Annotated in this window: 14 protein-coding genes; 8 read left to right on the top strand and 6 right to left on the bottom strand. The window is 57.0% G+C overall.

Going from position 1 to position 14,824, the window contains the following annotated elements; translation table 11 throughout:
* Nucleotides 1–76: 76 nt before the first annotated feature.
* From ACOSDM_RS15640 to ACOSDM_RS15620, 5 genes are all read left to right on the top strand, one after another.
* Complete coding sequence (locus tag ACOSDM_RS15640) at nt 77–466, top strand: response regulator transcription factor (protein WP_420725486.1); 390 nt, start codon at nt 77–79, stop codon at nt 464–466.
* The gene (locus ACOSDM_RS15635; RefSeq protein WP_420725485.1) at nt 463–753 is read left to right on the top strand and encodes a hypothetical protein; all 291 of its coding nucleotides are present in this window, start codon (nt 463–465) and stop codon (nt 751–753) included. The genes ACOSDM_RS15640 and ACOSDM_RS15635 overlap by 4 nt, the downstream gene beginning before the upstream one ends.
* Nucleotides 753–3,482, top strand: a complete 2,730-nt coding sequence (locus tag ACOSDM_RS15630) for an ATP-binding protein (protein WP_420725484.1) — start codon at nt 753–755, stop codon at nt 3,480–3,482. The genes ACOSDM_RS15635 and ACOSDM_RS15630 overlap by 1 nt, the downstream gene beginning before the upstream one ends.
* 139 nt (nt 3,483–3,621) lie before the next feature.
* Complete coding sequence (locus ACOSDM_RS15625) at nt 3,622–4,731, top strand: dimethylsulfoniopropionate demethylase (protein WP_420725483.1); 1,110 nt, start codon at nt 3,622–3,624, stop codon at nt 4,729–4,731.
* A gap of 27 nt (nt 4,732–4,758) precedes the next feature.
* Nucleotides 4,759–5,751: an MDR family oxidoreductase gene (locus tag ACOSDM_RS15620; RefSeq protein ID WP_420725482.1), complete on the top strand. Its 993-nt coding sequence runs from the start codon at nt 4,759–4,761 to the stop codon at nt 5,749–5,751.
* A 946-nt stretch (nt 5,752–6,697) separates the two neighbouring features.
* Here ACOSDM_RS15620 and ACOSDM_RS15615 read toward each other — a convergent pair.
* Together ACOSDM_RS15615 and ACOSDM_RS15610 are read right to left on the bottom strand one after the other, a co-directional pair.
* A complete protein-coding gene (locus tag ACOSDM_RS15615; protein WP_420725481.1) occupies nt 6,698–7,159 on the bottom strand; it encodes a flavodoxin family protein in 462 nt (153 codons plus the stop codon).
* A gap of 9 nt (nt 7,160–7,168) precedes the next feature.
* The gene (locus tag ACOSDM_RS15610) at nt 7,169–8,125 is read right to left on the bottom strand and encodes a PDR/VanB family oxidoreductase (protein WP_420725480.1); all 957 of its coding nucleotides are present in this window, start codon (nt 8,123–8,125) and stop codon (nt 7,169–7,171) included.
* A gap of 211 nt (nt 8,126–8,336) precedes the next feature.
* Here ACOSDM_RS15610 and ACOSDM_RS15605 point away from each other — a divergent pair, with 211 nt between their 5' ends.
* The gene (locus ACOSDM_RS15605; protein WP_420725479.1) at nt 8,337–9,242 is read left to right on the top strand and encodes a LysR substrate-binding domain-containing protein; all 906 of its coding nucleotides are present in this window, start codon (nt 8,337–8,339) and stop codon (nt 9,240–9,242) included.
* Nucleotides 9,243–9,348: 106 nt separating this feature from the next.
* A complete protein-coding gene (locus tag ACOSDM_RS15600; RefSeq protein WP_420725478.1) occupies nt 9,349–10,494 on the top strand; it encodes an aromatic ring-hydroxylating oxygenase subunit alpha in 1,146 nt (381 codons plus the stop codon).
* A gap of 29 nt (nt 10,495–10,523) precedes the next feature.
* On the opposite strand, the gene ACOSDM_RS15595 is transcribed toward ACOSDM_RS15600, so the two are convergent.
* The 4 genes from ACOSDM_RS15595 to glyA form a co-directional block, all read right to left on the bottom strand.
* Nucleotides 10,524–11,522: a pentapeptide repeat-containing protein gene (locus ACOSDM_RS15595; RefSeq protein ID WP_420725477.1), complete on the bottom strand. Its 999-nt coding sequence runs from the start codon at nt 11,520–11,522 to the stop codon at nt 10,524–10,526.
* Nucleotides 11,519–11,893, bottom strand: a complete 375-nt coding sequence (locus tag ACOSDM_RS15590) for a helix-turn-helix domain-containing protein (RefSeq protein ID WP_420725476.1) — start codon at nt 11,891–11,893, stop codon at nt 11,519–11,521. Before ACOSDM_RS15590 ends, ACOSDM_RS15595 begins: the two co-directional genes overlap by 4 nt.
* Nucleotides 11,894–12,160, bottom strand: a complete 267-nt coding sequence (locus ACOSDM_RS15585; RefSeq protein WP_420725475.1) for a hypothetical protein — start codon at nt 12,158–12,160, stop codon at nt 11,894–11,896.
* Nucleotides 12,161–12,345: 185 nt separating this feature from the next.
* A complete protein-coding gene (glyA, locus tag ACOSDM_RS15580; RefSeq protein WP_420725474.1) occupies nt 12,346–13,665 on the bottom strand; it encodes a serine hydroxymethyltransferase in 1,320 nt (439 codons plus the stop codon).
* Between the two features lie 232 nt (nt 13,666–13,897).
* Between glyA and ACOSDM_RS15575 the strand changes: the two genes are divergently transcribed.
* The gene (locus tag ACOSDM_RS15575; protein ID WP_420725473.1) at nt 13,898–14,779 is read left to right on the top strand and encodes a LysR family transcriptional regulator; all 882 of its coding nucleotides are present in this window, start codon (nt 13,898–13,900) and stop codon (nt 14,777–14,779) included.
* Nucleotides 14,780–14,824: the final 45 nt, after the last annotated feature.

Raw genomic sequence — 14,824 nt, 5'->3', positions numbered from 1 at the left:
ATTGCGCAACCTGCGGTCCAGCGTTACCGTTCTGTGTATAAGCTGGAACAACCGGCATGATGCTATTGGGGAGGGTATGGCTGTGACGACACGCGTATTGGTCGCGGAAGACGAACCAAATATTGTTGAATCCCTCAGTTTTATCCTGAACCGATCAGGCTGCGATGTGACATCTGTCACCGATGGGGAAGCGGCCTTGAACAGCATCCGCGCAGACAAACCAAATGTTGTCATTCTGGATGTGATGCTGCCCAAAATGAACGGGTTTGAAGTCTTGAAGGCCGTGCGATCCGACGAGACCGTGAAGGATATCCCGATCATCATCCTGACCGCAAAAGGCCAAAGCCAGGATCGCCGCATGGCCGAAGAGATTGGCGCTAATGCCTTTGTGACCAAACCATTTTCAAACCAGCACATTATTGAAACCGTCCAGCAACTGAGCAGCCGTTCAGGGGAATTGACATGAGCCGCACGCAACGGACCGCAATTTCCGGCGCCGCCTTCGCGACCACCATTCGCAAATCCCGCGACATCGCGATGATCATTCCTGTTGTTTTCACCCTGCTGATCATGAAGCCAATGATCCATTTATTCGGACCTGAGCCAGGCCTGGCGGGCATTCCCGCAATCGTCGTGTATCTGTTCGGTCTGTGGACATTGGCCGTGGTATTAACGGCCTGGAACGCACGGCGTTTGAACACGCCCGAAACCAATGACCCCCTGGTCATGGATCCGCAGGATTCTCCCCCCTAATGCTGTCGGGTAATCTCGTCTTTGCGGTATCGTTGGGATATGTGATCCTGTTGTTCTTTGTCGCATTCTGGGGCGACAAGAAGGCACGCACCGGGTCTTCCGGCCTGTTCCAATCGCCGCTGATCTATACCCTGTCTATTTCGGTCTATTGTACGTCCTGGACATTTTATGGCGCGGTCGGATCGGCGGTAAGAAGCGGGTTGGAATTTGCGACCATCTATATTGGTCCAACCATCGTCTTTATTGGATTCTGGTATCTGTTGCGAAAACTGGTCCGCATCGGGCGCGTTCACCGCATCACCTCCATCGCTGACCTGTTGTCATCCCGCTATGGCAAGGGCGAAAGCCTGGCCGTGCTGGTCACCTTGATCGCGGTGATCGGCACGACGCCGTATATCGCGCTGCAGCTAAAGGCGGTGACCAACAGTTTTCAAGTGATCAGCGGCACTGTTGTAAGCGATCTTGCCCATCCTGTTTTTGGCGATCCGGACTACACAACTGCCTTCTGGATTGCGTTTGGCATGGCGATCTTCACAATTGTCTTTGGCACCCGCAATATTGATGCGAATGAACGCCATCACGGGGTGGTCGCTGCCATCGCGCTGGAAGCCTTGGTCAAGCTGTTCGCCCTGCTGGCGGTTGGGTTATTTGTCGTCTTTTCCCTCGCGGATGGCCCCGGGGAAGTCTTCTCCTGGGCGCCGCCAGATTTTCTGAATACTGAGGATGTTTTCGGCCCGCGTTGGGTCAGCCTGACATTTCTGGCGGCGACGGCCGTAATCTGCCTGCCCCGACAATTTCAGGTCACCGTTGTCGAAAATTCGGATGAGCGGCACTTGTTCACGGCATCCTGGATGTTCCCGCTTTACCTGATGCTGATCAGTCTGTTCGTGCTGCCTATCGCTATAGCGGGACTGAAGTTCCTGCCTGAAACCGCGAATCCGGACATGTTCGTGCTGACCCTGCCCATGGCGATGAATCAGCACACCTTAGCGCTGATTGCATTTCTGGGAGGATTTTCATCGGCAACATCCATGGTGATTGTCGCCTGCATTGCGTTGTCGACCATGGTATCGAACCATGTCGTTATGCCCCTTGCCCTGCGGCTGCCCTGGATTGAGATGAAGGCCAGTGGCGACATCCGAAAGCTGCTGTTATTCAGCCGCCGAGTCAGTATCTGTCTGGTGCTGCTGCTGGGATTTGTCTATTTCAGGCTCAGCGCCAAATCAGATGCCCTGGCATCCATTGGCCTGATCGCCTTTCTGGGGGTTGCCCAATTTCTGCCCAGTCTGATCGGCGGCCTGTATTGGCGCCAGGCATCCGCGAAAGGGGCATTTGCCGGGCTTGCGGCGGGTTTCATGCTATGGCTGTACACCTTGTTCTTCCCAAGTTTTGAAGGCCAGTTTGTAATGCCGCTCAGCGTCATTGAGAATGGACCATGGGGGATTGGCTTCCTACAGCCTCAGGCGTTGTTCGGATTAACCGACATGGACCCACTGGTCCATGCCCTGTTCTGGAGCCTGTCGATCAACACATTTCTGTTTGTGATCGTCTCCGTGATTTTTGACCCAAAACCGCTGGAACGGCTACAGGGCGCCCTGTTCATCGATGTTTTCCGCGCACCGGCTGACAATGAATCCCGTTTCATCCGCCGCTATGCCGCCAGCAGCGATCTGTTTGTCCTGGCCCAGCGAATTCTGGGCACCAATACCGCCTATCGCCTGTTCAGCGATTTTGCCAAGAAACAGGGGGTATCCGGCCATCTGCCGCGCGCCGATGATGAGTTTATCGGTCATCTGGAACGGGAACTGGCGGGCAGTGTCGGGGCGGCGACGGCCCGGGCGATGATTTCCCAGGTGGTGAAAGGGGAAACCATCAGCCTGGATGAATTGATGAAGATCGTCGATGAAACGCAGCAGGTCATCGACTACAGTCGACAGTTGGAAGTCAAATCCCACCAGTTGCAGCAAACCGCACGTCAATTGCGCGACGCCAATGAGCGGTTGAAACAACTGGATATGCAGAAAGATGACTTCCTGAGTCAGGTCAGCCATGAACTGCGCACACCCATGACCTCCATTCGCTCCTTCGCACAAATCCTGCTGGAAACGCCAGATATGACTATTGAGGAGACCCAGCGTTTTACCGGCATCATTCTGGAAGAGAGCATGCGCCTGACACGATTGCTGGATGAAATCCTGGACCTGGCACGGTTGGAGGGCGAACAGGTACCCTGGATTCTGCAACGGGTTGATCCAGAAGAAACCCTGGAACGGGCCGTGGCGACCTGTCATGGCCTGGCATCGCAGGCGGACACTAAGATAGAGTTTGGAGCGCGCGCGGCGGGTATTGAGGTTAAAGCGGAAGCCGACCGCCTGCGCCAAGTCTATCTGAATCTGATTACCAATGCGATCAAGTACAACACATCTGATAAGCCCGTTATAACCATTCGCACGACGCTGGAGGATGATCGCTATTGTGTCTATATCCAGGACAATGGCGAAGGAATACGCGCCGATGACAGGGAGCGTATCTTTAAGAAATTCTCCCGAGGATGGCGCGAATCCAAAGATGGCCGCAGCGGGACGGGCCTGGGCCTGGCCATCAGTTGGCAAATCATGCAACGCCTGCAGGGTGACCTGGAATTGCTGCCTCAGACACCGGGAGATGGCGCATGTTTCCGGGTAACGCTGCCCTTCGTTTCCATAAAAACCTCAAAAGCGGCTGAGTGATGCTGCTGCGGGCTGCGATCCCCCCATTCAGATGAAATTCATTCGATTTTCCATGAGTATTTTCGATGTTTCGCTGAACCCCAGACAGGTGTAGGGGAAACATTGAAATGCCGTCATTATTCTCTTTGGAGTTTCGCCCATGACCGCTCCTTTTCTTTCCATTTCTCGCCGCACCCGCAGCACCCCTTTTAGTCGCCGTGTCACCCAGGCCGGGGTTAAGGCCTATACGGTTTACAATCACATGCTGCTGCCCACCGTGTTTAACTCGCTGGAGGATGATTACTTCCATTTGCGAGAGTCGGTGCAGATCTGGGATGTCGCCTGCGAACGTCAGGTCGAAGTGCGCGGACCGGATGCAGCACGCCTGCTGCAATTGCTGACACCGCGCGATTTATCGAACATGCAGATCGGGCAATGCTATTACACCCCGATGGTTGATGAAACCGGCGGTATGATCAATGACCCGGTCACCCTTAAGCTGGCCGACGACCGCTATTGGATTTCAATCGCCGACAGCGACTTGCTGCTGTGGGTGAAGGGCCTGTCTGCCGGAACCCGCATGGATGTTGCAGTCACGGAACCGGATGTGTCCCCCCTGGCGGTGCAAGGCCCGAAAGCGGAAGATGTCGTTGCCGCTGTATTTGGGGAGCGCGTGCGCGGCATCAAATTCTTCCGCTTCGAACCGATGTTGCTGAATGGACAGGAATATATCGTCGCCAGATCCGGTTATTCAAAACAGGGTGGCTTTGAAATCTATCTGCAGGATTCCGCCTATGGCGAAGCGCTGTGGGATGCGATTGAAGAAGCCGGCAAACCCCACGGTATTCGCGCCGGGGGGCCAAACCTGATCGAACGGATTGAGGGAGGCTTGTTGTCCTATGGCAATGACATGACCCGCCTGAACACGCCCCATGAATGCGGTTTGGGGAAATTCTGTCAGACCGTGGATGCCATTGGCTGTATCGGCCGCGACGCCCTGATCCGGACGATCATGGAAGGCCCTCAGCGCATGATCCGTGGCTTGAAGATCAATGCCAGAAACTTACCCTTTACTATTGAACCATGGTCTGTGCTGACCGCTGACGGCCACCATGCCGGACAGGTAACCTCCAGCGCCTGGTCCCCAAGGCTTGAGACCACCGTTGCAATTGCTATGATTGAAAAAGACTATTGGGAACCTGGAACAGCGCTGGTTGTAGACACGCCATCCGGTCCACGCGATGCACAGGTTGTATCGCTGCCCTTGTAAAAGCCGAAATCGTTTGAAAGGAAGTCCATGTTCAAAGCACTGATCGTCGACAAAGACCCGGAAGGCGCGGTTTCCGCCCAGATTCAGGACATTTCTGAAGACCGGTTGCCCGAAGACGGGGATGTCACCGTTGCGGTCGACTATTCCACCGTGAATTATAAGGATGGTCTGTGCATTACCGGGACAGGTGGGCTGGTTCGGACCTTTCCCCATGTGCCCGGTATTGATTTCGCTGGCACCGTAGAATCATCAGACGACCCCCGGTACAAGCCGGGCGACAAGGTTGTTCTGACTGGCTGGCGCGTGGGCGAAATCTGGTGGGGCGGTTATGCCCAAAAGGCGCGGGTCAAGGCCGATTGGCTGGTCCCCCTGCCCGAGGGTTTATCGACGAAACGCGCCATGGCGGTTGGCACAGCCGGTTTCACCGCCATGCTGTCCGTTCTGGCCTTGGAAGCGCATGGCCTAAAACCGGGCGGCGCGCCTGTGCTGGTCACTGGGGCTGCGGGTGGCGTAGGCTCTGTTGCCACCGCGATTCTGGCGAAACTGGGCTATGAAGTAGCCGCCGTGACAGGACGACCTGAAACATCGGACTATCTGAAAGACCTGGGCGCCAGCCAGATCGTGGCTCGGGAAGAACTTGCCGAACCGTCCGGAAAACCACTGGAAAAGGAATTGTGGTCTGGCTGCATCGATGCCGTTGGTGGCAGCATGCTAGCAAAGGTCTTAACGCAAATCTGCTATGGTGGTTCCGTTGCTGCCGTCGGTCTGGCGGGCGGCCCGAAACTGCCCACAACCGTGATCCCCTTCCTGCTGCGCGGTGTAAACCTGTTGGGCATCGACAGTGTCATGCGCCCAACCGCCGACCGCCTTGCCGCCTGGGACCGCATCGTCACAGACCTGCCCTTCGATAAGCTGGACGCAATGGTCGTGGATAAGAAACTAGGCGACCTGCCTGATTTGGGCCCAGCCATTCTGAAGGGTCAAATCCGTGGTCGTGTCGTCGTCGATGTGAACGCGTAACGCCCTTTCCTTCGAGACGGCGCTGTCGCGCCTCCTCAGGATGAGATTTTAGCCCACACATGTCTTACCCGCGCAGGCGAATATCCAGGGCCACAAGCACAAACTGAGCCTGCGGCTCTGGACCCCGGATCAAGTCCGGGGTGACGGTCCGATTTTCTCAATAAGGTGAAAACGCAGAGACCGCTGAGCAACGCAGAGGACGCAAAAACAGCACCACTCCCTCAGCGTCCTTTGCGCCTTCTCCGCGCCCTTTGCGGTAAATCTTTAAAAGATCCCTTGTCTTACCCGCGCAGGCGGTATCCAGGACCAAACGTCCGACTGTCTGCCTGCGGCTCTGGACCCCGGATCAAGTCCGGGGTGACGTGCCTGGATTTTCTGTAAGTTGAGAACGCAGCAAACGCAAAGACAGCACCACGCCCTTAGCGTCCTTTGCGCTTTCTCCGCGCCCTTTGCGGTAAATCTTTAAAATATAGCCTTCGTCATACCCGCGCAGGCGGTATCCAAGACCAAACGTCCAACTCTCTGCCTACCGCCCTGGACCCCGGATCAAGTCCGGGGTGACGGTCCTAATTTCTAAATAAGGTGAAAACGCAGAGACCGCTGAGCAACGCAGAGGGCGCAAAGGCAGCACCACTCCCTCAACGTCCCCCGCGCCTTCTCCGCGCCCTTTGCGGTAAATCTTTAAAATATAGTCCTCGTCATACTCGCGCAGGCGGGTATTCAGGGCCAAACGTCCAACTGTCTGCCTACCGCCCTGGACCCCGGATCAAGTCCGGGGTGACGGTCCTATTTTCTCAATAAGGTGAAAACGCAGAGACCGCTGAGCAACGCAGAGGGCGCAAAGGCAGGACCACTGCCTCAGCGTCCTTTGCGCCTTCTCCGCGCCCTTTGCGGTAAATCTTCTAATGACCCCTCGTCATACCCGCGCAGGCGGGAAGGTTTGCCATCAGTAAATGCCGGCATCCAATCCGGCAGCGGCCAGCATGCCGAGTTCTCGGCAGTGGTCAGGGAAGGCCTCGTCCCATTCCCCTTTGCACAGGACGGGGTCCTGGATCGCCTTCCAGCCCAGACCGCCCACGATGCTTTCCACCGCGCGGCGTGTGCCGGTACCGTCCAGCCCTGCACGGATATACAGGCCATAGGCCAGGCCCTGCTTTTCCTCAATCACCTGATAATAGGTGCGGTCAAAAAAATCCTTTAATGCCCCGGACATATAGCCCAGATTTTCGGTCGTCCCCAGAATGATCGCATCGGCAGCCAGAACATCCTGTGGCCCGGCCTCCAAAGGGGCCTTCACGACAATCTCCACCGCCTCGGCTTCGGCATCCTGGGCTCCGGCCACGACCGCATCGCGCAGGCGCTTTGTATTGGCCGACGGCGCATGGCCGACAATCAACAGGCGTTTCAAGGGGACCTCCTATAAATCCAATGTCAGCGATTTTCCTTTGGCGCGGGAAACGCACACACACATCATGGAATTTTCCGCCTGCTCGTCGCTGGTCAATACGCTGTCACGATGATCGACCTCGCCTGCCAGCACATCGACGATACAGGCACCACACACCCCCTCCGTACAGCCGAAATCGACAGCCACACCCGCCTCTTGCAGGCTGTCCAGAATAGACCGGTCGGCAGGGACACGCAGGCTGCGCCCGCTTTTCGCCAGCACGATTTCAAACGAATCCGACGGTCCTTCCAATGCATTGGGATCGGCGGCAAATCGCTCAAAATGAACCTGATCCTCTGGCAGACGGGATGCTGCCGCATTCAGGGCGGCCTGCAACAAGGGTTCCGGCCCACACACATACAGATGCGATCCCACCGGCGCGGCATCCAGCAGTCCGCCCAGATCCACCAATCCATGTATGTCATCATAATGACAGGACAAGCCATTTCCCAATCCCAACCCCTCAAAGGCGGGCTGAAAGGCTGCATGCGCCTGGCTGCGGGTCAGGTAATGCACCTGAACCGGGCGGCCCAGATCGCACAGGCGCGCGGCCATGGCATAGATGGGCGTTGCCCCGATTCCGCCCGCCAGCAGGATCGAATGGGGGGCATCCTCGTCCAATGGGAAATTGTTGCGCGGACCATTCAGGGTGACCTGTGTGCCGATGGTCAGGGCATGCATCGCCTTCGATCCTCCCCGGCCGGCATCTTCCCGTTTCACGGCAACGGACCCGCTGCGCCCGTCTGGTGCCCATTTCCACAATGAATATTGCCGCAACATTTCATTGGGCAGCAGAATATCAATATGGGCACCGGGTACAGCGGCCTGAAAGGGCATTCCTTGTGCGGCCTCAAAGGTGAAGCTGCACACCTCATCGCTCAAACGGTCGATGGATGTCAGAATTGCGGAAAAGGGGGTCGGCGACATCAGCAAGGCTCCCATCCCTCTCAATAAGGGTGATTTGTATCGTTTTCGCGGTATTTTCCACGATAAATGTGCGGAAACGATGCCTTAACCAAACAAGGTGCGCAAGGACAAGGCGGCGCATCTTGGATACAATAATCCGCAGATTGGATTGTGTTGAACTCAATCGAGGCTGCAAGCTTCGGGTCATTATCACAAGTAGGTGAGACCCCCGATGGCCCGACGTCCCTATGACCTGCCGCCCATGACAACGCTGGCTGCATTCGAAGCCGCCGCTCGCCATTGCAGCATGAAGACGGCGGCATCTGAACTGAATGTGACGCCAGGCGCGGTCAGCCGTCAGGTAAAGGCGCTGGAGGAAGAATTGGGACGCGCCTTGTTCGTGCGCGTTCATCGTGGGCTGGAACTGACATCTGAGGGATCAGAACTGGCGGAAACTCTGGCGCTGGGATTTGCGCGCACGGCAGATGTCTGTCGCCGCCTGCGCAGCCAGACCGATACGCCCAGCCTGACGGTTGGCGCGACGACTGCCTTTGCCGGATACTGGCTGATCCCCCGCATTGGCAGCTTCTGGCAACGTTTTCCCGACGTCACGGTCAATCACGCGATTTCCGACGATCCAATTGACCTGCGGCGGGGCGATATAGATCTGGCCCTGCGCTATGGCGATGGCACATGGCAGGGCATCCGCGCGATACGCCTGTTTTCAGATCACCTGATCCCCGTCTGTAGCCCGGACTTTGCCGCCACCCATCCCGGCATCACCGCAGCGGATTTGCCTGATCTTCCGCTGCTGCGCATGACGGGTGTGGATGCGTCCTGGATTGACTGGGACGCCTGGTTCGCCTGGGCGGGGGTATCCGGCACAAGTGCCCAAAAGCGGGGGCGCAGCCTGAATAACTACACCGTCGTCCTGCAAGCTACACGGGGCGGTCAGGGCGTCGCCTTGGGGTGGGAACGACTGGTCACCCCGCTGCTGGACAGCGGCGAACTGGTGCGCCTGGTGGACCAGGCCATGCCCTCACCCGGCGCCCATTACGTCATCTGGGACGAGGCCCGCACCCCGTCCCGCCCCATGGTGCAATTCTGTGACTGGTTGCAGGAACAGGCCCTCGCGTGAGTTTTACGCATGCGACCGCGTATTTTTCCACAGTTGAGCGCCAATGCCATTCGGACTTATGGATAGAATTCAGACTGACAGTTGAATTCCTATCTGGAGAGCCGCCATGCCGTTGGATTCGATCGCCCTGAACAATGTCATGCAGCCGATTGCGAAAGCGACCGGCCTTCCCAATGAAGCCTATATCGATCCCACCGCGTTTGAGGTTGAGAAGCAAAAGGTCTTCTTCGAAAACTGGGCCGGGATCGGATTTGGCAAGGATGTGCCGCGCGCGGGCGATGCGGTGCCGATTGAGTTTTTGGGCATCCCCCTGTTGATGCTGCGCGACCGATCCGGCGCGGTGCGGGTGTTCCAGAACATCTGTCGCCACCGCGGCATGATCCTGGTGGCGGAACCGACCACAATCCGGGGCGTCATTCGCTGCCCCTATCATTCCTGGTGCTATGGCCTGGATGGCAGCCTGCGCAGCACGCCGGATATCGGCGGGCCGGGCGTCAATGAACATCCCGATGTCGACAAGACCGGTCTGGGCCTGCAGGAAGTCCGCGCGACGCTGTGGCGCGATGTTGTCTTCGTCAATCTGTCGGGTGAGGCCCCGGCCTTTGAAGACTATGCCGCAGAGCTGATCGCGCGCTGGAAGGAGTTCGACAAGCCGATCCATCATGGCGGCCCCGAAAGCTCCTTTAATCTGTCGGTGAACTGCAATTGGAAGCTGGCGGTGGAGAATTACTGCGAAAGCTATCATCTGCCCATGGTGCATCCGGGCCTGAACAGCTATTCCCGCCTGGAAGACCATTATCATATTGAAGAAGATGGGAAATTCTCCGGTCAGGGGACGGTTGTCTATAACCCGCAACTGGACAATACGGGCCGCGCCTTTGAGAATTTCGACGGCCTGTCAGACAAATGGGACCGGGCGGCGGAATATGTGTCCTTCTTCCCCAATGTGCTGTTTGGTGTCCATCGCGACCATGTCTATGCGATCCTGCTGGAGCCCAAGGGCCTGGAAGAAACCAACGAGCGGGTCGAAATCTATTACGCCAATCAGCGCATGCTGGACGGCGACTATGCCGATCTGCGCGACCGCAATTCCCGGCAGTGGAAGGGTATCTTCGTCGAAGACGTCTTCGTCGTCGAAGGCATGCAGAAGGGCCGCCACGCCCCGCGCTTTGACGGGGGCCATTTCTCCCCCGTCATGGACGGCCCCACCCATATCTTCCACCGCTGGGTCGCGTCTAAACTGACCAGTTAAGCGACCAAGCTCAGAACACCGGACGGGCGTCACTTCGGTAAGAGGATGGGGTGAGACAACAGCTCAATCATGTTGTAACCGAACAAGATTAGCATCCCCCATTTCGCCCACCAGACGAAGTAGGATACCCGCCGCAGCAAAAGATACCCACCCAAGCCTTTCTGGCGTGGTGTCGTATGCGTTCGATCTTCTGTTTCGGCCAAGGCGGAGACCCGCTTCGTCACCAGATACCGCGCGACATTGTAAACAATAGAAAAGACAATGAAGACAGTCGCCATTGTGCCATCGCGAAGACCGAGCATGATTTCCCATAAAGGGACTTTTTCACACAGATTTCCTGACACGTCGCAAACCGCCTCTGGATTTGCATAGGTCGCATAGGCGCTTACAGCCACTTTTAAATAGGCCTTGCCAAGCAAGCTTATCACAAAAATCAGCACCGGGATGATGGCAACGACCAAATTCAAACCGGTATATTCACCGCGCAGATATGTCCAACTATCCACAGATTTGCCAGTAAACACGGTTCCGTCGACTTGCGTGCAGTCGGGCTCAAAATCTTTCGCGTTGGACAGATCAGATCGATCAAATACCGCTCTTTCCATTTTCGTATCTTTAAAATTCGTCTCCACAAACTCGGCACCAGTGGCGATCGCACGCGACATGTTACAATCAACAAAACTGGCATTCGAAGCGTCCACGCCTTTCAGGATCGCCTCCGTCAAATTGCAACCCTCAGAGAAATCGGCACCCAACAGGATGCTGCCGGAAAAGTCTGTTTGTTGAAACAAACATCCCTTGAACACCAAGCCCGACAGGTTGACATTCGCAAATTTTGCTCTTGAAAAGTCACAGTTTGAAAAGATAACGTCGGTCGGGGCCTCGGTGCCGCGCAAGTCTACCTCTTTGAAGTTGAGACCGCTTACCACGCCTGTCGCAGCTTCGAAATCAGCTTTAGTTGAAAGCGGGACGGCTTCAGTCCCGGCCTCAGCGGTATTCTGATCCGAAACAACGGCGCCATTCATCATTCAGCTTTCTGATCATTGTCATCGAAGAAAGCGGCATAGGGAATATCCAACGTGGTATGTAACTTCTGAATCGCGTTGTAGCTCAATCCGCGATGCCCGTTCAGGATTTCAGATATATGACTGCGCCAGATTTTCGTGTCACGGGCCAGCGCGGCCTGAGACATATTTTGCTGCTCCATACGAAATTGGATCATTTCAATGGGCGACAGCGCCGGAATGGGAAATTTCTTGCGTTCATAGGCGTCAATCAGAAGCGCCAATGCGTCCATCACAGGCACGTCTTCATCCCTATCCGCCAAGATAAGCCGCTCCAATTGCGCCAAAGCTTGGGCATGATCCTGGTCGTTTTGAATAACCTTGATTTCCGTCATTTACTGGACCTTTTTAACAACGATTGATCCGTTCCCTTTGAACCCAATAATCGCCGTAATCGTAACGCCAGACGCGCTCATCGGGAATTCCCACATTTTGCCACCACCCAGCGAACGCGCCTGGGAGAAGGCTGACTGAACATCCGCTGGGCCAACCCAATTCGACTGTGTTGCAATTGCAAGCCACGCCTTGAGATCGCGCGCCATTATCGACTGGGGCGATTTATTGATCGCCGCCTGCAGAATGTTCTTTCCTGTTATACGCATATAATATGTTCCCATATTGGGATCAAGCAAAATGTTCCCATATTGGGATCAACCGTGCTCTCATGCGGAATTTACGCCCAAACGCCGTTATTTCAGCCATCTGTACTTGAAAAGGTCAATAATTTTCCCGCGATCTGACGCTGGTCTGACCCAAATAAACGGGGGACGCCGAAGGAAACGCCCGTTCAGGTCCGGATATAGTGAAGCGTGTTGAACCCCTGGCGCAGGGCGCGGGTTTCGTCGGCCAGGGACTCTGGATCGTTTGAGGTGAGCGCCCGGGCGATCAGGCTGGCCAATTCTGGGGCGTTCTGGGCTGTGACACCCCAGCGTACCAGTTCCGGTGTGCCGATGCGCAGCCCGTTCATATCGCCCGCGACGGGATCAATCGGCAGACCGATGCCACAGGCCAGGAAGCCTGCCTTGCGCAGGGTCTTAGACGCCGCCTGACCGCCGCCAAAGCGGGCGGCTTCGATGGCGAATTGGTGCGACGTGGTAAAGCCCTTGTCGGCTGCAAAGACGGGCAGGCCCTCTGCCGCCAGGGCCTGTGCCAGCGCCTGGGCCACCGTCACCATTTCGGCGGCATAGGCCGGTCCGAAATCGCGCCAATCCAGCATCGTGATTGCCAGGGCCGCTGATTTCGCCGCATCAAAATTCGCTGTCAGACCGGGAAAGGCGATGGCGTCCAGACGTTCCGTAATTTCTGCATCATTGGAAACGATGATCCCGCCCGCCGGGCCGCCCAGGCTTTTATAAGTGCTCATCGTCATGAAATGCGCGCCTTCTTTCAGCGGGTTCTTCCAGACCCGCCCGGCAATCAGCCCGCATTGATGGGCCGCATCGAACATGACCTTCGCACCAATGCTATCGGCGATCTGGCGCACCTCGCGCACCGGATGTTCAAACAGGTTCAGGCTGCTGCCCACGGTGATCAGCTTCGGGCGTTCCCGCTCTGCCAGTTCCGCCAGCGCCGCCACATCGATGGTATAGCCCGTGGCATCCACCGGCGCGCTGACGGTGCGCAACCCGAACAGACCGGCACAGCCCGCCCCGTGATGGGTAACATGCCCGCCGATGGAGGGCGGCGGCGCGATGATCGTATCACCGGGCTGACAGGTCGCCATAAAGCCATACAGGTTGGCAATCGCGCCCGACGGCACCCGGATTTCTGCATAGTCTGCGTCAAAGACCTCGGCGCACAGTTCGGCGGCGATCACTTCGATCTGCTCAATCGCTTCCAGCCCCATCTCATATTTATCGCCGGGATAGCCCAGCGACGGGCGCGACCCGATGCCAGAGGCCAACATCGCCTCTGCCTTTGGATTCATCACATTGGTGGCCGGGTTCAGGTTGAAGCAATCGCGCTCATGAATCTCACGGTTCCGCTCTGCCAGGGCTCCAATCGACGCCTCGACCTCTGCGGAAGATTGCGCAGAAACCCGCTGGGCAATTCCCTGGATATAGGTTTCACACTCTGCTGGAACCCACTTGCGATGCGACAAGGCCATGATGATCTCTCCTGTTAGAGCATCCTGCGCTCGCATGCGCGCGCACAAGATACTCTGGCCATTTGGTGTTCAGCAAATGCGTCGTCGCAAACGAGTCCGTTTGCTCGGGATTTGCCGAAAGCTCAGTTAAAACTATGCCGCACCGATTGCCCCCGCAAATCAGATTTGCTAAATTTTGCCCTAGAAAAACTAAGGGTAGATTATCAATCGAGTAGGATCAGGGATATCGACCATGCCCGTCTCCCCGCCGCGCCCGAAGGGCCCGCCTTTGAATGCCCTGCGAGCCTTTGAGGCGGCGATCCGGCTGGGCGGCTTTGCCCAGGCTGCAGACGAACTTTGCGTGACGCCGGGTGCGATTTCCCAGCATATCAAGGCGCTGGAGGATTGGGCCGAAGCGCCGTTGTTTGAGCGTCGCTCCCAGGGCGTGGTGCCAACAGAGTTTGGCCTGTCGCTGGCCGCGCCTTTCGCCACAGCCTTCGATTCCATTGGTCAGGCCGTGCGCCATCTCCGCTCCGGCGCGGAACAGCAGACGATCCACATCGCCGCCCTGCCCAGCGTTGCGCAATTGTGGCTGTCGCCACGCCTGCCGATGATCCGCACCGCCCTGGCCGGGCACCGCCTGTCCGTCACGGCGCTGGAAACACCCCCAAACCTGCAGCGCGAATTGTTCGATATCAGCATCTTTCTGGACACCCCCACCGGCCAGCCGGGGGAAACCATCCTGGCAGAGGATGTGATCTTCCCCGTCTGCTCCCCAGAGGTCGCCGCGCGGCTGAAATCGCCCGAAGACCTGCTAAATGAAACCTGGCTGTATGACGCCGTCTGGGCCGATGATTGGGACCGCTGGCTGGCCCAGGCGGCACCGGGCCTGAAGAAAAAGCCCAACGGCCCCCATTTCTCCCTCTACACCATCGCCCTGGAAGAAACCAAACACAGCGCCGGAATCCTGATCGGCCACGCCGCCCTGGTCGACTCCGCCCTAAAATCCGGCGATCTGGTCGCACCGTTTGGGGAACAGGTGGCAACGGGAAAAGCCCTGACGGTCACGGTAGCGCCCCACCAGAAGGCCTCGAAGGCTGTGCGGCAAGTGTTGGCGATGCTGGGGGGAGATTAATAAGAAGAATCACCTCATCTCCTCCCCGTAAATCAAGATATCCCT

It is taken from the genome of Hwanghaeella sp. LZ110 (assembly GCF_048892525.1).
Taxonomy (GTDB): Bacteria; Pseudomonadota; Alphaproteobacteria; order UBA8366; family Aestuariispiraceae; genus Pacificispira.
This window is presented reverse-complemented; position numbering and strand designations above follow the sequence as displayed.